At 57.5% G+C, this 23651-nt stretch carries 19 protein-coding genes and 3 pseudogenes; 10 read left to right on the top strand and 12 right to left on the bottom strand.

Annotated features, from left to right (window positions below):
- Positions 1-188 precede the first annotated feature (188 nt).
- Positions 189-2054, top strand: a complete 1866-nt coding sequence (gene nhaA, locus ACWI0H_RS09020; protein ID WP_485875935.1) for a Na+/H+ antiporter NhaA — start codon at positions 189-191, stop codon at positions 2052-2054.
- Positions 2055-2123: 69 nt separating this feature from the next.
- Here the strand turns inward: nhaA and ACWI0H_RS09025 are convergent.
- Positions 2124-2318 (bottom strand): annotated as a pseudogene (locus ACWI0H_RS09025) (transposase); the annotation flags it as partial.
- 204 nt (positions 2319-2522) lie between these two features.
- Positions 2523-3536: a GlxA family transcriptional regulator gene (locus tag ACWI0H_RS09030; RefSeq protein ID WP_101146944.1), complete on the bottom strand. Its 1014-nt coding sequence runs from the start codon at positions 3534-3536 to the stop codon at positions 2523-2525.
- A 63-nt stretch (positions 3537-3599) separates the two neighbouring features.
- Between ACWI0H_RS09030 and ACWI0H_RS09035 the strand changes: the two genes are divergently transcribed.
- Positions 3600-3902, top strand: coding sequence for a putative quinol monooxygenase (locus ACWI0H_RS09035; RefSeq protein WP_475372294.1), 303 nt, complete (start codon positions 3600-3602; stop codon positions 3900-3902).
- 301 nt (positions 3903-4203) lie between these two features.
- Positions 4204-5997 (top strand): DUF3422 family protein, encoded by a 1794-nt coding sequence (locus tag ACWI0H_RS09040; protein WP_485875936.1) that lies wholly within the window; start codon positions 4204-4206, stop codon positions 5995-5997.
- A gap of 290 nt (positions 5998-6287) precedes the next feature.
- Here ACWI0H_RS09040 and ACWI0H_RS09045 read toward each other — a convergent pair whose 3' ends face one another.
- From ACWI0H_RS09045 to ACWI0H_RS09065, 5 genes and pseudogenes are all read right to left on the bottom strand, one after another.
- Positions 6288-8168, bottom strand: coding sequence for a monovalent cation:proton antiporter-2 (CPA2) family protein (locus ACWI0H_RS09045; RefSeq protein WP_485875937.1), 1881 nt, complete (start codon positions 8166-8168; stop codon positions 6288-6290).
- 368 nt (positions 8169-8536) lie between these two features.
- Positions 8537-8776, bottom strand: a pseudogene (locus ACWI0H_RS09050) (IS1380 family transposase); the annotation flags it as partial.
- A 141-nt stretch (positions 8777-8917) separates the two neighbouring features.
- The gene (locus ACWI0H_RS09055) at positions 8918-9538 is read right to left on the bottom strand and encodes a tyrosine-type recombinase/integrase (protein ID WP_485875938.1); all 621 of its coding nucleotides are present in this window, start codon (positions 9536-9538) and stop codon (positions 8918-8920) included.
- 42 nt (positions 9539-9580) lie between these two features.
- On the bottom strand, positions 9581-10966 hold the full coding sequence (locus tag ACWI0H_RS09060; RefSeq protein ID WP_485875939.1) for an MFS transporter: 1386 nt from the start codon (positions 10964-10966) through the stop codon (positions 9581-9583).
- 34 nt (positions 10967-11000) lie between these two features.
- Positions 11001-11276, bottom strand: coding sequence for a metal-sensing transcriptional repressor (locus tag ACWI0H_RS09065; protein WP_008957440.1), 276 nt, complete (start codon positions 11274-11276; stop codon positions 11001-11003).
- A 133-nt stretch (positions 11277-11409) separates the two neighbouring features.
- Between ACWI0H_RS09065 and ACWI0H_RS09070 the strand changes: the two genes are divergently transcribed.
- From ACWI0H_RS09070 to ACWI0H_RS09080, 3 genes are read left to right on the top strand one after another with little or no spacing between them, the layout of a single operon-like run.
- On the top strand, positions 11410-11778 hold the full coding sequence (locus tag ACWI0H_RS09070; RefSeq protein ID WP_176304977.1) for a hypothetical protein: 369 nt from the start codon (positions 11410-11412) through the stop codon (positions 11776-11778).
- Between the two features lie 53 nt (positions 11779-11831).
- Positions 11832-12566: a HupE/UreJ family protein gene (locus ACWI0H_RS09075; RefSeq protein ID WP_485875940.1), complete on the top strand. Its 735-nt coding sequence runs from the start codon at positions 11832-11834 to the stop codon at positions 12564-12566.
- 16 nt (positions 12567-12582) lie between these two features.
- Positions 12583-13398, top strand: a complete 816-nt coding sequence (locus tag ACWI0H_RS09080) for a hypothetical protein (protein WP_485875941.1) — start codon at positions 12583-12585, stop codon at positions 13396-13398.
- Positions 13399-13794: 396 nt separating this feature from the next.
- Here ACWI0H_RS09080 and ACWI0H_RS09085 read toward each other — a convergent pair.
- Positions 13795-15224: pseudogene (locus tag ACWI0H_RS09085) on the bottom strand (IS1182 family transposase).
- Between the two features lie 83 nt (positions 15225-15307).
- Here ACWI0H_RS09085 and ACWI0H_RS09090 point away from each other — a divergent pair.
- The 3 genes from ACWI0H_RS09090 (at position 15308) to ACWI0H_RS09100 (ending at position 19695) form a co-directional block, all read left to right on the top strand.
- Positions 15308-16360, top strand: a complete 1053-nt coding sequence (locus ACWI0H_RS09090; RefSeq protein WP_485875942.1) for an efflux RND transporter periplasmic adaptor subunit — start codon at positions 15308-15310, stop codon at positions 16358-16360.
- Positions 16357-19422 (top strand): efflux RND transporter permease subunit, encoded by a 3066-nt coding sequence (locus ACWI0H_RS09095; RefSeq protein ID WP_485875943.1) that lies wholly within the window; start codon positions 16357-16359, stop codon positions 19420-19422. Before ACWI0H_RS09090 ends, ACWI0H_RS09095 begins: the two co-directional genes overlap by 4 nt.
- A gap of 129 nt (positions 19423-19551) precedes the next feature.
- The gene (locus tag ACWI0H_RS09100; protein WP_336272868.1) at positions 19552-19695 is read left to right on the top strand and encodes a hypothetical protein; all 144 of its coding nucleotides are present in this window, start codon (positions 19552-19554) and stop codon (positions 19693-19695) included.
- A 200-nt stretch (positions 19696-19895) separates the two neighbouring features.
- On the opposite strand, the gene ACWI0H_RS09105 is transcribed toward ACWI0H_RS09100, so the two are convergent.
- The 4 genes from ACWI0H_RS09105 to ACWI0H_RS09120 all read right to left on the bottom strand — a co-directional run bounded on the left by ACWI0H_RS09105 (position 19896) and on the right by ACWI0H_RS09120 (position 22229).
- Positions 19896-20450 (bottom strand): invasion associated locus B family protein, encoded by a 555-nt coding sequence (locus ACWI0H_RS09105; RefSeq protein WP_485875944.1) that lies wholly within the window; start codon positions 20448-20450, stop codon positions 19896-19898.
- A 235-nt stretch (positions 20451-20685) separates the two neighbouring features.
- The gene (locus ACWI0H_RS09110; protein WP_485875945.1) at positions 20686-21441 is read right to left on the bottom strand and encodes a phosphatase PAP2 family protein; all 756 of its coding nucleotides are present in this window, start codon (positions 21439-21441) and stop codon (positions 20686-20688) included.
- Between the two features lie 150 nt (positions 21442-21591).
- Positions 21592-21723, bottom strand: coding sequence for a hypothetical protein (locus ACWI0H_RS09115; protein ID WP_336272865.1), 132 nt, complete (start codon positions 21721-21723; stop codon positions 21592-21594).
- Between the two features lie 329 nt (positions 21724-22052).
- Positions 22053-22229: an EAL domain-containing protein gene (locus ACWI0H_RS09120; RefSeq protein ID WP_485876190.1), complete on the bottom strand. Its 177-nt coding sequence runs from the start codon at positions 22227-22229 to the stop codon at positions 22053-22055.
- Between the two features lie 73 nt (positions 22230-22302).
- Here ACWI0H_RS09120 and ACWI0H_RS09125 point away from each other — a divergent pair, with 73 nt between their 5' ends.
- Complete coding sequence (locus tag ACWI0H_RS09125; RefSeq protein ID WP_485875946.1) at positions 22303-23604, top strand: IS1380 family transposase; 1302 nt, start codon at positions 22303-22305, stop codon at positions 23602-23604.
- The last annotated feature ends 47 nt before the right edge of the window (positions 23605-23651 follow it).

Here is a 23651-nt window from a genome sequence, read left to right on the forward strand (position 1 = left end):
ACCTATTTTCCCGAGGGCGTGGCGCGGCCGGGTTGGTATCAGCCAACGGACAGAGGTGTTGAGCGCAGGCTGGGAGAAAGACTCGCTTGGCTGCGTTCGCTCGATGATGAGACGCCGCCAGAGGCGGACGCCTGATCGGTCCATCCGAAACCGGCCCATCGTGATCTCACAAACTACAGGATAAGCACATGCCAGCCTCTTCTTTCGGTGAATCCTCGGCGCATATCAGACGCAGACGCGTTGCCCACTATCTACGCACGGAGTCTGGCGCTGCGGCGCTGCTGGTGATCGTCACGGTTGTGGCGCTCGTGTGGGCGAACTCGCCGCTATCCAACGCCTATTTCGAGTTGTGGCACCTAGACGTCGGGTTCAACTTCGGGCCACTGCGCCTACACATGGATCTGCATCACTGGATCAACGACGGCCTGATGGTCGTCTTCTTCTTCCTGATCGGCCTGGAGGTGCGTCAGGAGTTCGCCCACGGATCGCTCCGGGACCGCAGCCGTGCCCGCCTCGCCCTGATCGCGGGGGTCACGGGTGTCGTGCTTCCCGCGCTGGTGTATGTCCTGATCGTGAAACTAGCCGGAAGTGAGGGCCTGCACGGGTGGGGTGCGGTGGTCGGCACCGATACGGCGTTCATGCTGGGCACCTTGGCGATCGTCGGCCCGCGGCTATCGGGTCAGTTGCGCGTGTTCCTGCTCACCCTGACCGTGGTCGATGACTTCCTCGCAGTGTCCATCATCGGCATCGTCTATAGCGAGGAGATCCGGATCGTCCCGTTGCTTATCGCCCTCGCCAGCCTCGTTGGATTGTGGTTGTTGGGGCGCACCCGGCAGTGGCGGGCGACGCCGTATGTGTTGATCGTGATCGTGCTGTGGTTCGCGACCGTGTACTCCGGCATCCATGCCTCCCTGGCCGGGATGGCTGCGGGGCTCCTGATCCCCGCCTACGCGACGCAGCGTCACAAAGTCGTCGCGGCAAGACAACTGTTCCGTGACTTCTGGCAGTCTCCGAGTGCCCCATCGGCCCACGCGGTGGACCGCGGACTATCCCGCGGTATCTCTGTGAACGAGCGGCTGCACGAGTTCCTGCGGCTGCCGGCGGCACTGCTGATCGTGCCGGTGTTCGCCTTGGCGAACGCCGGGGTGGATCTGCGTGGCGGGTTGCTCGCTGAGGCCTTCGGCTCGCCCGTGACCTGGGGCGTCATCTCGGGACTCGTGCTCGGTAAGCTCCTAGGCATCGGGCTCATCACTCTAGCCGCAGTCCGCCTCGGACTGGGGCGCCTGCCGGTGGGCGTCGGGATGGGGAGCGTGTTCGGTGGTGCGGCGCTGTCCGGGATCGGTTTCACCGTGTCGCTGCTCATCATCGGGCTCGCGTTCGGTACGACCTCTGACCTGGGCCGCCAGGCGACGGTCGGGGTGCTCGTGTCGATGTTACTCGCCACGTTGCTGGGGTGGCTCATATTCAAGGTCGCCGCTCTCAAGTGGGGGGAGGAGACTGCCGATTTGCCGATGGTACTTGAGCCACCAGTCGATCCGGAGGTCGATCACATCCGCGGTCCGGAGGACGCCCAGCTCACGCTCGTGGAGTACGTTGACTTCGAGTGCGCGTACTGTGCACACGCCACCGGTTCGTGGGACGATCTGCGCGCCCACTTCGGGGACGACCTGCGGTATGTGGTGCGCCAGTTGCCGCACCACCCCCACGGGCCGATCGCCGCGCGGGCGTCCGAGGCGGCATCGAACCAGGGGATGTTCTGGCCGTGGCTGGACTTCGTGTTCACCCGTCAGCATGCGCTGGAGCGAGAGGACTTGATCGGCTACGCCGCCGAGCTGGGTCTTGACATCGATCGGTTCATCGCGGATCTCGACAGCCCCGCAGTGATAGAGCGTGTCGAGCGTGACCTCGTCAGCGCGGTCGCCAGCGGTGCGCACGCCACGCCGACGTTCTTCGTCGAGGGTCGCCGCCTGCGCGGCAGCTACGACGCCCGCTCTGTCACCGCAGCGCTCGAAGCCAGCCGCCGCGGCATCCGAACTCAGGAAGTTCCGTCCTGAGCGGATGAACTACAAGATAAGAACATGGCAAACAATTCTTTCGGTGAATCCTCTTGTACCGCTGCGGCCTGCATTGAAGCGTTTGTAGACCTTATTCCAGTAGCCAAACGCCTTGGGCAGGTCTCTCCAGCGACATCCCGTGCGCATGCGGTACAGCATGCCCTCCACGGTCATTCGTAGATCACGCTTGTTGTAGATGGCCTTGTGCAGCAGAATTTCCCGCAGCTTCGACCAATGCTCATCGCTGAGCAGTAATCGGGGCATTGCAAGCTCGTATCGATGTTGGGTCAGAGCTTCAACGATACGGGCTTGCTCTTATAGATCAATGGGTTAGCGCGAAATGGCAACAGACCCTAGCAAACCAGTTCAAATAACGTGGCGCAGTAGTTTTATCAGGTCCAAATGCGCCGTTTGGCCTGCGTCAGTTTCGCGGCGGTCTCCAGCCGTACATATACCAAACGCCTCTGGTCATCCGCCGCGTCGCAACTCCCTGACACCCCGGCCCAGCTTGCGGCGCAGCAGGGCCCGCAGGGTCGCCCCATCCGAATACCCGACCTGTGTGGCGACCTGGTCGACGCTGGCGTTTCCGGTGCGCAAGAGATGGACGGCATGCTCCACGCGCAGGTCCTGGAAATACGACAGTGGTGTCTTGCCCAAAACGCTTTGCAGCCGCCGCGCCAAGGTGCGCTCGCTTGTGCCCGCGGCGCTGGCCGCCTCCGCCAGCGAGAACCCCTGCGCGAGCCGACGTCTGGCCCAGCTCTCGAAGCGCTCCACCATTGGGTCGGCATGCGCAAGGTGGTCGGGAATCACGAACTCGGCTTGCGAACTGCGTGCCTCGACCAGCAGATAGCGTGCCACCAGGGCCGCCAGCGCCGGACTGCGCCCCCGGATGATGTGCAAGGCCAAGTCAACGTGGGCCAAAGCGGCACCCGCGGTAGTGAAGCGTGTCGAGTTCACGATCATGCGTGACTCGTCCAACGTGACGTTCGGATAGCGCTGCCGAAACATCGGCCCCAGCCACCATGACGTCGTCGCACGATGCCCATCAAGCAGGCCACTCTCTGCAAGTAAGAAACTACCGGAGCAGGCGGCACCAAGGTGCGCGCCAGCGGTGGACCACAGCTGTAGCGCGGCGACCGCATCGGGCACGTCGGGGCGTGTGAGCCGAGCCGAGAGCGTGTCAGGCATCTTGTCACCAAACGCGGGCACGAGCACGACGTCTGGTTCCGGCACACCACGCGCAGTGACCACGGGGACCGTCAAGCCCTGCGCCGTTAGGATGCGACGCCGCACGCCCACCAGCGTGAGCTCTATGTGCGCGGGAGCCTGTGGCAGCGAGCTCGACATCGCATTGGCCAAGCCCACTGTGTCAGTGAGCGCCGCAAGCCCCAGATCAAACACGCCATCACAAACAAGGATATGAAGTTTCATGGCAATAATGATATCAAAGTTGTCATTTTTGTCTATATAAATGGTTGTCATGAAGACTTAGACTGCAGGCTCGTCGGTGCTTTCACCTAAACCATTTACCCAAAGGATTACAATATGACCAAGCTCGCCCTGTTTGTTCGCCTCGAAGCCAAACCCGGCCAGGAGGCTGCGCTTGCCGACTTCCTGGCCAGCGCACTGCCGCTCGCCAACGCCGAATCCGGCACCACTGCCTGGTTTGCATTGAAGTTTGGCCCTTCGACGTTCGGTGTGTTCGATGCCTTTGCCGATGAGGCAGGTCGCCAGGCACATCTGAACGGCCAGATCGCCGCGGCCTTGATGGCCAACGCCGAGACCTTGCTCAGTTCTCCGCCCAATATCGAGAAGGTCGAACTGCTTGCAGCCAAACTGCCTGCATGACAACCCGGCCTTGACTCAATCAGGTCACGCTGCGTAGGGCCACACGGCCCTACGCAGCCCCCCTCGATTGCCGGGGGGATGTTCGGCGACAATTAGGATGACCAGTTGACGACAATTCTCTTGGCCGGTTGGGTGTCTCAATAGGTACCTTGTTTTCTGTTCGGAGTTCAAGGTGCCAAGAATATTAAACGCGCATACATGTAAAAGCGAAGCTCACCTGAGATTACGGTAAGGCGCATTCCTTAAGTACTCTTAGCTATCTAAGCCCAGAGAGGAGGACAAGCGCAAGGACGACGCGGAATTGAAGTCGGAGCTGTTGAACGTGCTTCGTCGCTATCTCCGCCCGGAGTTCATCAACCGCATTGATGAGATCATCGTGTTCCACGCGCTCGACCGCAAACAGATCCGTGACATCGTAGGCCTGCAGCTCGAGCGCGTGAAGCGTCTCGCGCACGGACAGGGCTTGACGGTAGAGTTTGACGACTCGCTCATCGACCATTTGGCGGATGTCGGCTACCGGCCAGAGTTCGGTGCGCGCGAACTTCGTCGCCAGATCCGATCCCTGATCGAGACGCGCCTTGCGAGTGCCGTGTTGCGGGGCGACATAGAGGAAGGTGATAGCCTGCGCTTCGTCTACGACGATGATCGAAGTGAAATCCGCTGGGAGAAGGAAGCAAAGGTGCCCAGGGTTTACCTTCGCGTAGTGGGCTATAGTGCTATAATAACCCCACTCAGTATTTTCCTAACCCGCCAACCTGAGGTCATTATGACCGAGTCGACCCACAATCCGAACGGTCAGCCGGCCTCAACCGACACCGTGTATGGAATGCCGGCCTATGCCGATAGGGCGGCGGCCGTGAACGAAGTGCATGCACGCCCACACCTCATGATTCAGGCCCCGAGGCAGATGTTGCAGTTCGCTTTCATGACGGGAGGAGATCTGACTAAGGATAAGTTGGCGGTGAATGAGTTGTCTGGTCGTCTCCGCGTGGCTGAGCCTGACCAATCTACCGCATTTCATGGCTTGACCTGGGAAGACGGAGGACTGCATTGCGAAAAGCACTCGGAGTATTCCACGTATCTGTGGTGTGCTGAGCTTGATCCCGAAACCGGAGAACCATGCGGCGAGAATCCGTTCAAGCATGGATTCATCCCTCCCGGCCCGGTGGTATCGGGCGTGCGCCTGACCTTTCTTCCATGGAATTCAGATACTGAGAAGGAGGTAGATCGCTTCGATCCTTCCAGCCTTTGTTACTCGCTGGTAGAAGGTGGGGACGCTGCCATCCTCACCGATTTCCGACAGGATGAAGACGGCCTGACGCACATCCTGATCCTTGCGCGTGATTTAAAACCCGCACGAGCGGGGGCGCTGGCGCAACGCCTTCTGGAGATCGAGACCTATCGGACCTTGGCCTTGTTGTCGTTGCCGCTGACCAGGTCAATGACGACGGAGCTGCGACGCATGGAGTCACAACTGGCGATGATGACTGATGAGATGTCGACGAGCTCTGAAGCACGGCGTGACAATCACCTTCTACTGTCAGAATTGACCAGTCTGGCGGCAAAACTGGAGGCCTGCGTTGCTGCGAATCTCTATCGATTTGGCGCCAGCCGGGCTTACTACGAGATCGTTGAAGAGAGGTTGGCAGCGCTATTGGAAGAGGGTGTGTCCGGATACTTCACCTGGCAGGATTTTCTTCAGCGTCGTATTGCGCCTGCGATGCGAACCTGCCTTTCGGTTAAAGAGCGCCAGGCCAAGCTCTCCGACGAACTGACCCGAAACATCTCACTGCTGCGCTCCTGGGTCGATGTCGAACTGGAACGCCAGAATCGGGACTTGCTGGCGTCGATGAACAACCGGGTCAAGCTACAATTGCGTCTTCAGCAAACGGTTGAAGGCCTGTCTGTGGCAGCAATTTCATATTACGTCGTGAGTCTTTCAGGCTATTTCCTGAAGGGAATTCCATTCATTTACGATGTTGCCACACCGGTGATGTCGGTACTGGTACCCGTCGTGATGCTGTTGATCTGGTGGAGAGTTCGTCGGATCAGGCATGCCCACGACGATTCCACGGCGTTGGAAAAATCTTACTGACGACCTGGCGGCTTGAGCGCGGAATGGGCTGGCGCCTTGGCGAAGGGGACTTGGCGGCTGAATCGACCCCCTGGCATTTGACGGCGGCCCGACCTTCACCTTGGCCGGTGCACCGGTCGTCCGGGACACCAGTTAGCCAGTCAGAGCCAATAGGTCACCCCCATCCCTGGCAGTCAGTCCCTTCCGTCGTCAACCGCTCACGCCGTCCCCCATTCCTTTTTGTGACCATGAAGCCGCAGAACCACATTCGTTTCGGAACAATTCATCCAACCCGCCTTTTATTATGGTGATCAACCACTGTTCCTTGGTGGTGTCCACGCCGGTGCTTCGTCCTCGATTCGCCGGGCGTCTTCGCGCATGGCGTGCCCTAGCGACTCGTCCAGTTTCATGAACAGCTCCCCGTAGCGCGGGCTGAAGTGGATGCCTTCCTCGATGTTGCGCCAGGCGTTGAACAGTTGATCTTCGTGGGCTTTTTCACTGGCGACAAAGGATTGGCTCATCCGGCGGGCGCGTTGTGGGTGAACGCCCATGGCGGTGAGGGCCTCGCTGCCGAGTTCCAGGGCGGAGTAATAGGTCTCGCTCACCACGTCGTCAGCGCCGGCTTCAAGCAACTCGTAACCATGGCCCCGGTCGAAGGCGCGGGCCAGTATCCAGACTTCCGGATAAAGTTGTTTGACGTGGCGCACCATGCTCACGGCCCGATCGCGGTCATCGATGGCGACGATGAGCAGGCGTGCCTCGGCAATGCCGGCGGTTTCCAGCAGCTGGATGCGGGTGGCGTCGCCAAAGTAACTTTTCAGCTGGATCCGGCGCAGGTTTTCGACCTGCTCCAGGGCGTGGTCCAGGGCAACGCTGGGAATGTTGTTGGCGCGAAGCAACCGGCAAACGATCTGCCCGAAGCGGCCGACCCCTGCCACGATCACCGGCGCCTGCTCTTCTATCTCATCCGGCTCTGCTTCTTCATTGGAAGCCTTCTGATAGCGCGGCAGCACCACCCGGTCATAGACAATGAACAACAGCGGTGTCAGGAACATGGACAGGGCCACCACCAGTGACAGCACCTGAGCGGTGTCTGCAGGGATAACTTGGTTCTGGGTACTGTAGGTCAGCAGCACGAACCCGAACTCACCGGCCTGGGCCAGCCCGAGGCTGAACAACCAGCCTTCACTGCCGCGGATGCCGAATGCGAAAGCCAGGCCAAACAGAATCAGCGTCTTGCCAATGATAACCGCCAGGGCGAGAAGAAAGACCGTATCCCAAGAAGCCGCCAGAACGCCGAAATTGATTCCCGCGCCTACGGTCATGAAGAAAAGCCCTAGCAGCAGCCCCTTGAAAGGTTCGATATTGGCTTCCAACTCGTGCCGGAATTCGCTGTTGGCGAGGACCACACCGGCCAGGAATGCGCCGAGCGCCGGCGACAGATTCACCAAGCTCATCAGCGCCGCGATGCCGATAATCAGCATCAGGGACGCGGCGGTGAATACTTCCCGCATGCCGGATCGCACCACGTAGCGGAACAGCGGCCGACTCAGGTAATGGCCACAGATAATCACGATCACGATCGCACCGACAACGGCCAGCCCATGCGCCCAGCCCGGCAGGTTCTCAACCAGGCTGAGGCTGCTATGCCCGCCCTCGCTGCCACTACCGGACATTTCGGACACGGCCAGCAGCGGGATAACGGCCAGCATGGGAATCACCGCAATGTCCTGGAAAAGCAGCACTGAGAAGGCACTCTGGCCACCTTCGGTTTTGACTAGGCCCCTTTCGGTAAGTGTCTGCAAGACAATCGCTGTTGAGGAAAGGGAGAAGAGAAACCCTACCGCCACGGCTGTTTGCCAGGCCATCCCCAGGGACCAAGCAAAACAAGTGGCTGCGGCTGCAGTCAGTGTAACCTGCAGGCCGCCAAGACCGAGCAGCCGAACCCGCATGGCCCAAAGGGATTTGGGGTCAAGCTCCATCCCCACCAGGAACAGCATCATTACCACGCCGAACTCAGCAAAATGCTGAAGAGTGAGGGCCTCCTGGCCCACCAGTCCTGTCACCGGTCCTATGACCACACCGGCCACCAAGTAACCGAGTACCGACCCCAGCCCGAACTGTCTGGCCAGTGGCACCGCTATTACCGCCGCCACCAGGTAGATAAACGCCTGAACAAAGTAGTCAGTCATCAGTCATGTCCGTGGGTCGAAAATCACATACCCATTCTTCTAACATTAGACCAACGGCTGCATTTCGCTTCCGGTATCGAAAATGGGGGACAAAAATGGGGACATACCTGTTTTTCTTCACCACAATGCTCAGTGCGGCCATAGCCGTCAACTGGTATCCCGCGTGATTCATCACGGTCTTGTTAAAGTGGCTGATCGCACGCTTCCGGCTCTTATTCTTCTGCCAACGACATGGCAGCACCGCCACATATGCTCATTTATTCTCTAAATACTTGTCGCTTATAATATCAAGTAAAGAGGGCGGGGCGCTTGCTCACGGCCCCCTCGACCACTGGACGATGCCTTAAGAAAGGCGGTCGTGGCGGCGGTTAGGACAATGCGGCCAATCTTGGCCCTCCTCGCATCAGGGTTGGCCACCAATTGTCGGCGGCGGCTCCCAGGTGCAAGGTCACCCGCAATGCATGCATGGTGAGCGTGGCGGCGACTTTCAGCACCTGCTCGCGAAACCTCATTAGGCTCCACCTCTTACGGTTTTGATTCCCCATCAGGCAGCTCAGGCCGTGCGGATATTGTTTCAATCTAACCATTAGTTCTAGTTCGTTCTGGGCCTTCGGCCCTCCACCGGATGGCCTTTTCTCCGCTTCGCTACGTAAAGGCCGCTGCTGAATGTTGGCGTTACATCAGGAAAGTCTCAATGGCGGCTCCTGGCTGGATAACGACGGCCCGGAATAGGCCGTCGTATATCATTGTCAAACTTCTGTCTGTTCTGCCATTTCCAACGCGTCATCTACCTCAATCCCTAGATACCTGACGGTGCTTTCCAGCTTCGTGTGACCCAGGAGAAGTTGCACTGCCCTCAAATTTTTCGTGCGACGGTATATCAGCGAAGCTTTTGTACGTCGCATCGTGTGCGTGCCATAAATTGACGCATCTAGTCCTATTTCGGTAACCCAGGCTTTCACAATACGGGCATATTGGCGCGTTGAGAGAGGCTTTGCGCTATTGATTCGGCTGGGAAACAGAAAATCCTCGCTCCGGAGCTTAGAAATTTGTATCCAGTCGATAATAGCGATGCGAGTTTGCTCGGTAATTTCGAATTGGACAGGTCGATGTGTCTTTTGCTGCATCACGATGGCTCGTGGGGATATGCACGCACCATGGGCTATATCTCGGACTCGTAAATTGACGAGGTCGCAGCCTCGTAATTTGCTATCGATGGCTAAATTGAAGAGGGCGAGGTCTCTCGTCTTTTTGGCAAGCTGTAGGCGGACACGGATGGCCCAGATATCTCTGAGACGCAGTGGTGCCTTCTGCCCAACCAACTTGCCTTTATTCCAAGGAGTAAAGGGGTTTTGAGTCGAAACGTTCATGGCAAGATCCTCCATCGGGTGGAGATCAAAGAATGGAACATTTCACCTAAGCTTGTGCTGTGATGGCCACTGAGAATGGTGGTCATCGATAACAAAGACGTGCCGATGTGAGCCTCGATAATGATGGTGGGAATGGCGATGAGGTTCCGGCCCCTCCCATTCCTCATGCTCGTGTTGATGGTGTTCATCGTGGTAGTGCAGATGGGTATGGGTTATGGCTGCGTGCTCGTGCTCAAGAGTTCTCAGGTCAGATTTATGCCAGATAAGGGCTGTGAGCGCCGTTGCTGCCAGAGCAATCGTTCCCAGCAAAGCGAACGTTCCCGTCAGTCCCAGGTTTCCCCCCAGCCAACCTGCCAACGGATAAGTGACCAGCCAGCAGCTATGTGACAAGGAAAATTGGGCAGCAAACAGCGCTGGACGATCCTCCGGCTGACACGAGCGTTTGAGCAGGCGTCCGGAGGGGGTCATAACCAACGAGGCCCCCGCGCCCAACAGCAACCATAGCCCGGCAAGCCCCGCAAACGATGGGCCAAGCCAGCCCAGGCAGAGGCTGAGTGCCATCATAACGCCACCCAACAGCATGACTGGCCGTTCTGGTATCCGATCCAGCACCTTGGGCAGCAATAAGGCCACCAGCATGGAACCTCCACCTGCTGCGGCAAAGGCCAGGGCTACCTCTTTCTCGCCCAAACCCAACACCGAGCGCACAAGCACCACCGTGTTGACGATTTGCATGGCCCCGGCGGCTGAAACCGCCAAGTTCAACGCCAGTAGCCCGCGCAGCCGGGGCGTCTTCAGATAAATCCGCATGCCGCGGGTAACACGACGCCAGACGCTAGGGGCTTCCTCTAGGGTAAGAGGTGCAGGCAGGGTTGCCGATATAACCAGGGCGGCAGAGATAACGAACGCCAGAGCGTTGAGTACAAACAGGACATCAAACCCCATCACCATCAGTAGTGCCGCCGCCACCATCGGGCTAAGAAGGTTTTCTAAATCATAGGCGAGACGTGATAGGGATAATGCTCGTGTGTACTGCTCTTCGTCTTCGAGAATGTCAGGTATCGTCGCCTGGAAAACGGGCGTAAAGCCAGCTGAACAAGCATTGAGTAGAAAGATCAGCACATAGATTTGCCACACTTCTGTAACAAAAGGCAGTGCACAAACCACGGCTGCACGCAGTAAGTCCAGGCTAACCAAAAACGTGCGCCGAGGCAGGCGTGATGCATAGGCGCCGACCAGAGGGGCAATGCCCACGTAAGCGACCATCTTGATCGCCAGCGCCGTGCCTAGCACGGCACCCGCCTGACCTTCAGCGAGATCGTGAGCCAGTAACGCCAGCGCAACCGTGGTTAGGCCAGTGCCGATCAGTGCAATGACCTGAGCTAGAAAGAGGTGGCGGTAAATGCGATGGGCGAGTACATCGAGCATAGAACTTCCTCAAAAGAGGGATGCCTATAAGCGGTTAAAGGTAGCGTGCAATCGTCTTAAACTCTTCAGCCCGCGCCCGCTGCGTTTGATTCTGAGTACCCAGGGCTTCGTCTAGGCAGTGGTCGATGTGATCCAGCACTAAGGTGCGTTTAGCTTGCTGAATGGCTTTTTCTACCGCATGGAGTTGTTGAGCGATGTCCAGGCAGTGGCGTCCATCCTCTACCATCTGGGTCACACTCGAAAGATGCCCCCGAGCGCGGTTCAGGCGCTTGACGATATCGGGATGTGACTGGTGAGTATGCATTGTCATTTTCTTTTCCCTTATTATATTCCTATCCCCCCGGAGGGGATGGTAATCTATCGCCGTTATTCTGCCAACGCTATGGTTCAAGGCAGACGGTTATCTATTTTTATGATTTTTACTTTTATCCTGGTTGCTCTACATGCTCAATCGGCTGCGCCACCGCCTTGGCTATCTGACCTTTCTGTTGCTGTTCCTGCCTAGCCTGGTACTCACCAGTGTGGGTGAGGCGCGTGCGCATGGGGCGGCGAGCATGGTTAGCGTTGAGTTGTCTCTCCATGAGAATGTGCAGAAGGGCCATGGGCATACCCATGGCCACGAGCACGAAGATAGTCGCCACCTCCATAATGAGAGTGGCAGTCACTTTCACGAAAAAGCGGATCGGCCTGGGACGGGCATTGCCGTCGAGTCGAACTTCCGCGACGCCCTGCGGCTAGGCGAACGCAGCGGCCTACCGCTGCGTCGTGTCTACCGCTTGGAGCGTCCTCCACGGCCGGTCATCGCTGGATGACTGGGGCCGTCCACTGGACGGCCAACACTTAATGACAGACCCGTGGAGGTTTTATGTTTCCATCCCAACTAGGGGGTGCGTTCGGCTTGCCTGTTTTGGCCCGACGCCACGCGCTGACCCTTTTCACACTGCTGGTGATGCTCCTGGGAGCCAGTGGTGAAGCCCTTGCCCACGCCGTTGCTGAAGGCGACAAAGGGTACATCCAGGAGATCTATGGCGTTCACCTGATCTCATTCGTCTATCTCGGTGCCAAGCACATGGTGACGGGGTATGACCACATCCTGTTTTTGCTAGGGGTGATTTTTTTCCTCTATCGAATGCAGCATATCGCCATCTACGTCAGCCTCTTCGCCATCGGTCACTCTACGACCATGCTGCTAGGGGTGTACTTTAATATCGGCATCAATAGCTACCTTATCGATGCCATCATCGGTCTCTCCGTTGTCTACAAGGCACTCGATAACATCGGTGCTTATCAGCGCTGGTTCGGCTTTCAGCCCAATACCAAGGTGGCGACGCTGGTCTTCGGCCTGTTCCATGGCTTTGGCCTGTCGAGCAAGATCATTGAGTACGATATCGCTTCTGATGGATTAGTCCCCAATCTCCTGGCGTTCAACGTCGGGGTAGAGATCGGCCAGCTACTAGCCCTGAGTGCCATCCTTATCGTGATGGGTTTCTGGCGACGTACCAAGGGCTTCTTACGCCACGCCTACACCGCTAACGTCGCCATGATGTGCGCTGGCTTTATGCTGGTTGGTTATCAGCTCACCGGCTATTTCATCGCCTAATTCAGGAGAGACCCAAATGTACAATACCGACCTTCCCACCCGTGCCGAGCTACCTTCGACGGGTAAGTTACTTCGATCTACGTTGCTGGCTGCGGTAATAGCCATTGCTTTATTGGTTACTGTGGTGCTGCCCGCAGAGTATGCCATCGACCCTACCGGCGCAGGCCGCTTGTTGGGGCTGACCGAGATGGGTGAAATCAAGACCCAACTGGCCGAGGAGGCCGAGCTTGACCAGGCCAATGATCAAGCCAGTGCTCAGCAGGCGTCTCAACCCGCTGCATCTCAAGAGACCGCCAGTGATCGCCAGCCTGAGACGGCAAGCGATGCTGATGCTCAAACTTCCACTTCGGATGCAGAGATGGCTCCCCAAACAGCCAATTCAGCTTCAGCGAGTGATCCAGTTGCACCTTCGCCCACTGATTCTGAATGGGTGATGACCAACGCTAGCGTGGCTCTGGCAGAGGCATTGGCTACTGAGAAAGCCGTTTCCCAGACGGCGCAAGCGGAAGAAGCGTCCCCGTGGAGCGATGAGGTGAGCTTTACCCTGACGCCAGGGGAAGGCACGGAGTACAAACTCACCATGCAAGAAGGGGCGGTTGCTACCTTTGCCTGGGCATCAGAAGGTGGCCCGGTCAACTTTGATACGCACGGTGATGGTAATGGTAACTCCATCAGTTACGAGAAAGGCCGTGGCGTGCCCGAGGATGAAGGTGAGCTAGAAGCCGCTTTTACTGGCAATCACGGTTGGTTTTTCCGTAACCGCAATGATAGCGATGTGACTATTGTCTTGCGTGTGGGTGGAGATTATGGGGAGTTAGTTAAGGCCCTTTAACGGATTAGCCTCTAGCGCTCTCTTGAGTGCTAGAGGTTTTCTTCGAACCAGTGTCATTAAAGTATTCGTAGCTGTATTGGTTTATTGATATACCACTTGATATAAAAAATTATCTTCAAGCGCATGAGATGATGCAATAGCTCAGTTAGCAAAACCATTTAGGCGTATATGCGAAATATCTTAAAGTCGGCTTCTGGTCGAGGCTGTGTGAAAACTCCCAAATCCGTTGCCTGTTTCCGCATCCGGCTGTCAGGCCGCGTCCAGCGGCCAACGAGACGTCTCAAAGCACTTCCGCCATCGCCACAGACGAGGTTATTCAAGATCACGCGCCCCGAGAAATCCTTCCTAGAGAGCGTCATAGGGCACTACAGGCGCTATTAAAGAGCAGCAGGCACGCTATGCCCGCATCGCCTGAATCAACCCCTTGGTTCCAAGGATCTTTATGACACGTTTCATATTGTAGGCCAGCACGTGAAGACTCATTTCCGTGCTGACGCTCTTGAGGCTCCTGGTCAGAAAATGCGTCGATTCCATCCAGGCCTTCAGTGTGCCGAACGGGTGCTCGACTGTCTGGCGTCTGAGACGCATCATTTCCGGTTTCTGGTTCAGCCTAGACTGTACCGCCTCGAGCACATCCTCATGCTCCCAGCGCTTTATACGCCTGTGTTTACCAGTGGTACATTTCCCTTTCATCGCGCAGGTTGGGCAGGCTGAACTCCAGTAGCAATGCAGCGTCTGACCCTTTTCGACGCTCTTGAAACGCCAGATCAGTCGCTCTCCCGCAGGGCAGTGGTATTCGTTGCTTTCGGGGATGAAGCGAAATGCCTCTCTGGGAAACATTCCCTTGGCCTGGCTCGGTGAGGTTTTCGGTTTGGGGAGATAGATGGTGATACCGGCCTTGTGGCACGCGAGAATTTCTTCTCCCTTAAAGTAACCGCGATCCGCCACGACACTGAGATCTTTGATGCCGCTGGCATCATGTGCCTGCTTGGCCATCCTGGAAAGTTGACTGCGGTCACTACCGACGTTGGTGACCTCATGGGCGATGATCAAATGATGCTGACTATCGACGGCCGTCTGTACGTTGTACCCCACTAGCCCGGTGCCTCGCGTCGTCATGGAGCGAGCATCGGGATCCGTCAACGAGACCTGCTGGTCAGGTGCCTGGGTTCTTTGTATCTCAATGGCCTGTAGTCGCTGCACTTCCTCGGTGAGAGCGGCGATCTTGTCCTTCAGCTGTGCTGTCTGCGCCTCTGTGACAGCGGGGTCGCCTTGGTCAGCTGAGTCGAGTTGGCGCAGGTAACGCTCGATGCTCTTCTCGATCTCCTCTGCGCGCCGCTTCATCTTGGCAAACGTAAAGTTGCGGTCACGGTTGTTGACCGCCTTGACTTGCTACCGTCGATGGCCACGATCGCTTGTGTGAAGAGCCCCAGGCGCCGGCAAAGCACGACAAAGTCTCGGCAGATGGCGCGGATTGCCTTGCCGTTGTGCTTTCGAAAATCGGCAATCGTCTTGAAGTCCGGTACCAAGCGTTCTGTCAGCCACATCAGCTCGACATTGCGCTGCACCTCGCGCTCCAGGCGACGGCTGGATTGAATGCAATTGAGGTAACCGTAGAGGTAGATTTTCAGGAGTACCGCAGGGTGATAGGCGGGCCGGCCGGTAGCATGGGGATCGACACCCTTGAAACCGAGTTGCCTGAGATCAAGGGCCTCAACGAAGGCCTCGATGGCTCGGACCGGGTTGTCCTCCGAGACAAAATCATCAAGAAGCTCAGGGAACAACGTGGCTTGAGACCGGGACTCACCTGCAGCGAAGCGCTTCATCGGCACCTCCACGAGCTGTCACGGGTAGAGTATAGCGGTAGCCTCGTTTTCACACAGCCTCGGCCGAAAGCGGCCTTTCAATTGTGTCTATCAAACTAAGGACGATTCACTCCTTATCCGTCAACGTGACGACATTAGAACCTCAGACGCTTCCGACCACTATCGCGGCCAATGGTGATATCGCGGCATGGCAGGAGATCATTATCGGTACCGAAATCGGTGGCCTGCGGCTGGTAGAGGTCAAGGTAGGCGTGGGTGATGAGGTCACGGAAGGGCAGGTGCTGGCCGTGTATAACGCCACGACGGTGCGCGCAGAGCTTGCCAGGAGCCGCGCCGCCGTGGCGGAAGCCGAAGCAACGCTTGCGGAAGCGAATGCCAACGCCCAGCGCGCCCGCGGTTTGAAAACCACGGGATCGCTTTCAGAGCAGCAGATTCAGCAATACGAAACCGCAGAACTCACCGCCAGGGCGCGGCTAGGCGTTGCGCAAGCGCAGAATGAAGCCCAAGCGCTACGCTTGGCTCAGACGCAGGTGGTCGCCCCAGACGACGGTTTGATTACCTCCCGCACGGCCACTGTTGGCGCTGTTACAGGCGCCGATCAGGAATTGTTCCGATTGACGCGCCACGGTCGGCTGGAGTGGCGGGCCGAGGTCGCCGCTTCCGATCTGAATGAGCTGCGAGCCGGCCAGACTGCCAGGGTCACCGTGCCCGGTGGATATGAACTCGAAGGGAGGTTGCGCACCATTGCGCCGCTAGTGAACACCGCTACACGCAATGGGCTGGTTTATGTCGACCTACCGTTAAGCGACGTTGCTCGGGCGGGGATGTTTGCGCGGGGTGGATTCGAGCTGGGCAGCCGTCAAGTGTTGACGCTACCCCGCGCCGCGGTGCAGCTTCGCGATGGCTTTGGCTACGTCCATCGCGTCAGCGATGAAGGCCAGATAACGGAGCAGAAAGTTTCCCTGGGCCAGCACACGGATGATCGCATCGAAATTCGCGACGGGCTTGAGCCCGATGCCAAGGTGGTCGCCTCGGGTGGTGCTTTTCTGGGAAACGGTGACCAGGTTCGGGTGATTGAAGAAGAGCCGGCTCATTCACCCCAAACGGACGATACCGACGTCGAGGAGGGGGTATGAAGCTGAATACCTCCTCCTGGGCGATTCGCAATCCTATTCCGGTTGTTCTGCTCTTCATCCTATTGACCTTCTGGGGGCTCATCTCCTTCCGAGGCTTGCTTATTCAGGACTTGCCGGATGTGCAGCTGCCCCTCGTGGAGGTCTCCGCCTCGTTGCCGGGGGCGGCCCCCGCCTTAATGGAGACCGAGGTTGCCCGCAAGATCGAGGACTCCATCGCTACCGTCTCCGGTGTCAAAAACATCACTACAACGCTGACGGATGGCAATGCCGACATTGCTATCGAATTCAGGCTGGAAAAGTCCGTGCAAGAGGCTGTTGAGGACGTGCGCGACTCTGTTGCTCGCATCCGCTCGGATCTACCCGCCGACCTGCGTGATCCAATGATTCGTAAGGGTGAGTTTTCCAGTGAGCCGATTGTACGCTACGCGGTGACCTCCTCCGATCTAGACGATGAGGCACTCTCCTGGTTCGTCGATGACAAAATGACCAAGGCCGTATTGGCGGTGCCCGGTGTTGGTTCGGTTCGGCGTATCGGCGGGGTCGATCGCGAAGTCCGCGTGGCATTGGCTCCGGATCGTCTGCTGGCGATGAACACGACAGCGCTGGATATCTCCCGCCAGTTGCGTCAGGCGCAGTTGGAGGCCCCCGGTGGCCGCGTTGATGTCGGCGGAGCCGAACAGGCCGTGCGCATCATCGCCAACGCTGAATCCGCAGCTGAGCTTGCGACGATGGAGCTGGCACTCAGCGATGGCCGGCGTATTCGCCTTGATGAGGTGGCAACGGTTACCGATACCGTGGCTGAGCGGCGCTCAATTGCATTTTTGGATGGCGTGCCCGTCGTCGGCGTCGAGATGACCCGTGCCGAGGGGTACGGCGAGGTGGATGTGGCCGAGGGCGTGCAGTCTGCGCTCGCGGCGTTGCAGGTGCAATATCCTTATGTCGAGGTCGAAGAAGCCTTCAATTTCGTTGGGCCGGTGCTGGAGAACTATCAAGGCTCCTTGCACATTCTGTTCGAGGGCATGGCGCTGGCAGTGCTGGTGGTGTTCTGCTTTCTGCGCAATTGGCGTGCCACACTGATTGCGGCGGTTACGCTGCCGCTGTCGATCATCCCTACCTTCGCTTTCATGCACCTAATGGGCTTCACGCTCAATGTGGTGACGCTGCTGGCGCTCTCGCTGGTGATCGGGGTGTTGGTTGATGATGCCATTGTCGAGATTGAGAACATCGAACGGCACCTGCTAATGGACAAGCCCCCGCGCCAGGCTGCTATGGACGCAGCGGCGGAAATTGGCCTCGCCGTGGTCGCCACCACCTTTACGTTGATTGTCGTTTTTCTGCCCACGGCCTTCATGAGCGGCACCGTCGGGCAATTCTTCGTTCAGTTTGGTTGGACAGCCTCGGTAGCGGTGCTGTTTTCGCTTCTGGTGGCGCGCCTGCTGACGCCTATGCTGGCGGCGTATCTGCTGCGAAAACCCCAACATCCCTCGCGCGATCCAACGTGGATTAGCGTCTATCTTGTCGTCGCCCGTTGGTGCCTGCGCCAGCGTAAGACAACGCTCCTCGCGGCGGCGGCCTGCTTTGCAGGAGGTATCTGGCTGGCCTCGACCCTGCCGGGTACCTTCATACCCCCCGATGATAATTCCCAGACGCAGGCGACGCTCACCTTGCCGCCCGGTAGCACCTTTTCTGAAGCGGAGGCGCTTGCCGAGCAGGCACGCTCACGACTGGCGACGCAACAGCATGTAGTCAGTGTCTTCGCGGCTGTCGGTGGGGGCTCCGGCAGCAGTGACTCTGATGTGACCTCGGTGGAACTGACCGTTGGTTTGGCGGATCGCGCAACCCGCGCGGGCGTTACGCAGCAAGACATAGAGCAGCAGTTACGTATTGCACTCGCCACGCTTCCCGGCGTGCGAACTCGCGTAGGCGACGAGGGAGATGGCTATGAGTTGGTGCTCGCCGGTGAGGGTAGCCGGGTGCTTGAACTTCATGCCCGCCAAGTCGAGCGGGAGATGCGCGCCATTCCCGGCATCGGCGCGGTGAGTTCGACGGCCAGCCTGGTCAGGCCTGAGCTCATTGTACGCCCTGATTTTGCCCGCGCCGCCGACCTGGGGGTCTCAGCTCAGGCCATCGCCGATACGCTGCGCATCGCGACAGTGGGGGATAACGCCGAGGACCTTCCTAAGTTGAACTTCAGCTCGCGTCAGGTGCCGGTGATGGTCCGGCTGGCGGATGCCGCTCGGGAGGATATGGCGACCCTTAAACGGCTACCAGTGCCTGGTGCGAACGGACCAGTGCCGCTGGAGAGCGTGGCTAACGTTGAGTGGGGCAGCGGACCTTCGGAAATCACCCGGCATGATCGTCTGCGCAACGTCAATTTCGAGGTGAGCCTGCAAGGGCAGCCTTTGGGAGAAATCGAACAGGCCGTGCAGGCACTGCCCAGTTTACGTCAGTTGCCGCGCGGCGTGTTTCAGAAAGCAGAAGGCGATGCAGAGGAAATGGCGGAGCTTGCCTCAAGCTTCGGGATTGCCATGCTGACCGGCGTGCTGTGTATCTATATGGTGCTGGTGCTGCTGCTCAAGGATTTCATGCAGCCGGTTACGATTCTGGTAGCACTAATACTCTCCATCCCCGGAGCTTTTCTGGGTTTGTTCCTCACGCAAACGCCTGTGTCGCTGCCTGCCATGATCGGATTGATCATGCTGATGGGGATTGCCACCAAGAACTCGATCCTGCTGGTGGACTACATCATCATCGCCCGTCGGGTGCACGGGTTGGAACGCGTGGACGCCATTCTTGATGCCTGCAAAAAACGTGTCCGGCCTATCGTGATGACGACGATCGCCATGGGGGCAGGCATGATGCCGGTTGCCTTGGTATGGGCCGGCGATCCCAGCTTCCGGGCTCCCATGGCCTTCGTCGTGATCGGCGGGTTGATCACCTCGACGCTGCTGAGCCTGCTGGTTATTCCGGTGGTGTATAGCTGCCTGGACGATGCAGTGAGATGGGCCACCAAGCGCTTAGGACGATTGACTCATACGCCTACGCCTCCAGCAACGGATTAGGACAGCCTTAATCAAGAGTGGGCGTCGGTGTCATCCTGATAAAGAATGATCTTCGCGTTTGTGTAGGATAGAAAGATAGGAGAGTGTGTAGCGATGACAAATTGCGAGTGATCCTCGACAAGCTGGTGAATGGCGGTGCACGTCGTCGGCGCGAACACTGTCTTCGGCGTACTTTTCGGTTACTTGTTCTGGCGATACGGCTTGGAGGCGGCGATTATCGCTCACGCGTTTGCACATGTGGTGGGCTATGTCGTTAGCATTGCAGCGGAATAACAATGTCGATGCAGCGGACACCAGAAAGCGTCATCTACCGTATCGTTCGAGACTCAGACAATCGTGCCGGAATGCTACGTGGTAGAGGGTCGTTTGTGCATTAAGTCCACTGCAGCAGGCGGAAACGCAAGCCTGCTGACAGCGGCTGGGTAGACTTGCCGGCCCTAGTGGGCCGGCTTTGTTGGGGAAGGCCCCTAAGATCAGCGAGCGATGCGGGTACTGGCGTCGGTGAAGCCGGTCAGCGAAATATCCAGATCCAGGCGTTCACCGCGTGGATCAATCATGCTGAGGGTTGCTGTACTGCCACTGCGGAGTTGCTGCAGCATCGCTGGTTCAATGGGGACGTCAGCACGGCAGCCTTGCTCCTGGCAGACCTGATAGGGGAACTGGATTGGCTCACCGTTATCCACACTCAATTGCAAGCCTGCTGCCAGACGTACCCCCAGCGGCACGAAGAAGCTCATCACCGGGTCATCGATCTGGGGCGGGTAGTCAAGAATTACCTGCATCAAGGGCTGGTCGCTGCCAGGTTGCGTAACCATTTGCGCCATCGCACACGGAGTCGGGCCTTCGGCATTGCTCTGGCAGCGGACTTCCCAATCCTGGAACGATTCGGTGGTGACATCATTACCGGCAGCCGCCCGCGATTGTTGGCTGAAGGCGTTGGGAGACAACGCTAAGAGCGATAATAGCCCCATCTTGCATAGGTTTTTAGATAGGTTTTGAGTCAGGTTTTGAGTCAGATTGTGCGGCATTGGCGTACCCTCCTGTTGGTTCGCTGATGGTGAATAATCATACTCACCATGCCTGTTTGTTCGCTTGAGGTCGAGCCCCTTAGGTTAACAGAGCTAGGTTAACAGAGCGTGGCTGGGCGGTTTACTTTCCTCTCCACTCAGTCTTCTGTTCTTAGTCGGCTGGATGGCGACTATCGTTTTTCCCCACGCCACTGGACAATACTCATTGGTGTTGCCCAGCGCTACTTTAGCCACGTTATTCAGTGTCCGAACTGCTAACTTCTGTTTCTACCTGCCCGCGCCGCTGCATCCAGCGCATTACGATCCAGCACAGCGCTGCCCAGCTTGCCCCGGCTGTCCAGCCAGCAAGCACATCAGTCGGCCAGTGAACCCCAAGATAGACGCGGCTTATGCCGACCAGCAGGGTCAGTAATATCGCCAGAATCAAAAGGTAAGCCTTCAGCCTCAGTGCGGGCTGCACGCGGGTGAGTAGCGCGGCCAGGGTGAGGTAGGTCACCGCAGACATCATTGAGTGCCCGCTGGGAAAGCTCGCGGTGTAAACCATGGCTTCATGAGGCACGAGATCCGGGCGAGGACGATCAAAGCCCAGCTTCATCACGGTGCTGAGAAGTATGCCGCCCGGCACTGCAATTGAGGCAAAGAGGGCCGCGCGATAGCGGCCGGCGAGTAATAGGTAGCCCAGGGCGCCCAGCGTGATGAGTACCAGCACACCGACACCGCCAAGCGCGGTAAAGTCCCGCCCCATTTCCTCGACCCAGCCTGGCCCGATCGGGTCGCTAAGATCGGCGGGATTGCGAAGCGCGAGCAGCAGGCTTTCATCAACGGTCTGGGTATCCCCCTCAGTGACTTCATCGGCCAGCGCGACGAATCCCCACACCCCGCCGGAAAGTACCGCAACGCAAAGCAGCATCGCTAGTTCGTAGCGGCCGAGCCGAGCCAGCAAGGAGAAGCTATGGCGTCCAGCTTGTCTAATTTTTTCATGGCGCTTCATTTGCAACTCCTTTGCTTTGATAAGTGGTACGCAACGTCTATTCTGACGCTTTTATGGTGTCAGTGTTATCACTAGCGCAGAAAACTACTTACTTCTAAAGCAGGATGACGTTTTACCAGGGGGCCGTAATTTCCACCACCGCTTAGACACTCAAGATAGCGCCAACGTACAACAGCCCAATGTCAGTGTTACCTTTTCGAGATCAGGCAATAGGCGATTCAGTTCTTCTTCCGGCAGTCGGCTAAGCAACGCGTTTTGTTGAAAATCACGCGGTTCAAGCATTGAATACCCCTCTCTCATTATCTCAAGCGTCATGCAGTCTTGTTTAAACTAGCACTGGGGAGCATGTGTTATAGGTATTTTTATACGGTGATTTACGCCGATTCACATACACTTAGATAAGTATAGAGTATCGGGAGCACAGAACTGTGAATAACAACTGGGCCATCTTTAGCTGGGTTCTCGCAAAACAGCAGCCAGCTATTGGCATCGAACTCTTTGCCAACTTGAGGCTCTTTCACCTCAAAGTGGTCATTTGAAGAAGGAACCGCAGCAATAACGACGATACCCGAGGGAGCCCAAATCAATTGGAGAGGTTCAGGCAATTCGCATTATTGAACTGTTCTTTCATGTAGCCACTTTTCGAATACCAGGGGTAATAGAGGTTTAGCGATAAAATATCCTTGAGCTTCGTTGCAGCCTAGTTCCACAAGGCGGCGGTAGGAGATATCGTTTTCTATTCCTTCTGCTACCACTCGGTAGCCTAGCCTGGATTTCTCACGGGGTATAAAAGAAAGCGGCTGAAAGTGTTAACGTTTCAGGGCCTTACACCAAAAACCAACACCAACCGCCGCTTCCAAAATGGTACCTGAAAAACTGACCTTCTCGCCACTCTCACGCCGGCAAATTGAAGCCGATTTCTCTGGGGGCCACATCACCTCCGATGCTGGATTGCTCTTGCTACGGGAAGTCGATAAACAACATCGTCTGACGCACCGCTTGGCCTCCGTGCTTCATGATCCCCGCGCACCGGAACAGGTTCGTCACAAGCTCGACACTCTGGTGCGTCAGCGGGTGTTCGGTGTCGCCGCGGGCTACGAAGATTTTAACGACCATGAGGCCCTACGTTACGACCAAGCGCTTCAGACCGCGCTAGGTGAAGATGAAGTCTTGGCGGGTAAGTCTACACTGTGTCGGAGCGAGCAGAAGGTAGACCGGCAAGCGATGGTGAAGGCCCATGCGTTACTGTGGCATCACTTCATTGAGCAGCATGACCAACCCCCCAAGGAAATCGTGCTGGACTTTGATGGCACCGATATTCCCGTGCACGGCGAGCAACCCGGGAAGTTCTTTAACCGCTATTATGATCACCACTGCTACTTCCCGCTGTATGTCTTCTGTGGCCGCCATCTGCTAGTGAGCTATCTGCGTACCAGTGACCACAGCGACAGCCATCACAGCTGGGCCATCCTGGCGTTACTGGTGCGCTTTATCCGCCAGTACTGGCCCGATACGCGCCTTGTGTTACGAGGTGATAGTCACTTTTGTCGCCCCCGGATGCTGAACTGGTGCGATCGGCATCACGTTGACTATATCGTGGGTATCGGTAAGAACAGTCGGCTGCTCAAGGAAGTGGACGTGCCCATGATGCTGGTGCGCAAGACCCAATGGCAGGTGGGAGGCAAAGTGGCAGAGACGTTCCGCTTCCCGTATCAAGCACACTCTTGGAAATACCCACGCTGGGTGGTCGCTCGTCTAGAAGAAAGCGAGCTGGGCTCCAATCCCCGATTTATCATCAGCTCCCGTTACGACGACGGCTTCAAGCTTTACTACGAGCAGTATTGTGCTCGGGGCGACATGGAAAACCGAATCAAGGATCAACAACTGAGCCTGTTTGCTGACCGGACCTCCAGTACGCACTGGTGGGCCAATCAGTGGCGGCTGATCTTATCGGGCTTCGCCTATACGCTGTTCGAGCGCTTACGTACTTACCTGAAGAAGACCCCTTTTGAGCGCATGAGCCCAAGCAACCTGAGGCTCAAACTCATCAAAGTGGGCGCGGTCATCATCCGCAATACGCGCCGAATCCGGGTGTTGATGAGTGACAGCTACCCCTATAAAGCGCAACTATCCGATCTCGTCAGGCGGTTGGTGCCGAACTGAATGCGCGGGCGCCCCCGGCCCGACGCAATGGGGGAAAGGGGGAAGTG

This window comes from Halomonas sp. NYA30 (genome assembly GCF_976980765.1).

Coding starts and splice junctions, on each gene's coding strand:
- nhaA (WP_485875935.1), top strand. CDS start 189: ATGCCAGCCTCTTCTTTCGGTGAATCCTCGGCGCATATCAGACGCAGA.
- ACWI0H_RS09030 (WP_101146944.1), bottom strand. CDS start 3,536: ATGACAACCATTTATATAGACAAAAATGACAACTTTGATATCATTATT.
- ACWI0H_RS09035 (WP_475372294.1), top strand. CDS start 3,600: ATGACCAAGCTCGCCCTGTTTGTTCGCCTCGAAGCCAAACCCGGCCAG.
- ACWI0H_RS09045 (WP_485875937.1), bottom strand. CDS start 8,168: ATGACTGACTACTTTGTTCAGGCGTTTATCTACCTGGTGGCGGCGGTA.
- ACWI0H_RS09055 (WP_485875938.1), bottom strand. CDS start 9,538: ATGAACGTTTCGACTCAAAACCCCTTTACTCCTTGGAATAAAGGCAAG.
- ACWI0H_RS09060 (WP_485875939.1), bottom strand. CDS start 10,966: ATGCTCGATGTACTCGCCCATCGCATTTACCGCCACCTCTTTCTAGCT.
- ACWI0H_RS09065 (WP_008957440.1), bottom strand. CDS start 11,276: ATGACAATGCATACTCACCAGTCACATCCCGATATCGTCAAGCGCCTG.
- ACWI0H_RS09070 (WP_176304977.1), top strand. CDS start 11,410: ATGCTCAATCGGCTGCGCCACCGCCTTGGCTATCTGACCTTTCTGTTG.
- ACWI0H_RS09075 (WP_485875940.1), top strand. CDS start 11,832: ATGTTTCCATCCCAACTAGGGGGTGCGTTCGGCTTGCCTGTTTTGGCC.
- ACWI0H_RS09080 (WP_485875941.1), top strand. CDS start 12,583: ATGTACAATACCGACCTTCCCACCCGTGCCGAGCTACCTTCGACGGGT.
- ACWI0H_RS09095 (WP_485875943.1), top strand. CDS start 16,357: ATGAAGCTGAATACCTCCTCCTGGGCGATTCGCAATCCTATTCCGGTT.
- ACWI0H_RS09100 (WP_336272868.1), top strand. CDS start 19,552: ATGGCGGTGCACGTCGTCGGCGCGAACACTGTCTTCGGCGTACTTTTC.
- ACWI0H_RS09105 (WP_485875944.1), bottom strand. CDS start 20,450: ATGCCGCACAATCTGACTCAAAACCTGACTCAAAACCTATCTAAAAAC.
- ACWI0H_RS09110 (WP_485875945.1), bottom strand. CDS start 21,441: ATGAAGCGCCATGAAAAAATTAGACAAGCTGGACGCCATAGCTTCTCC.
- ACWI0H_RS09115 (WP_336272865.1), bottom strand. CDS start 21,723: ATGCTTGAACCGCGTGATTTTCAACAAAACGCGTTGCTTAGCCGACTG.
- ACWI0H_RS09125 (WP_485875946.1), top strand. CDS start 22,303: ATGGTACCTGAAAAACTGACCTTCTCGCCACTCTCACGCCGGCAAATT.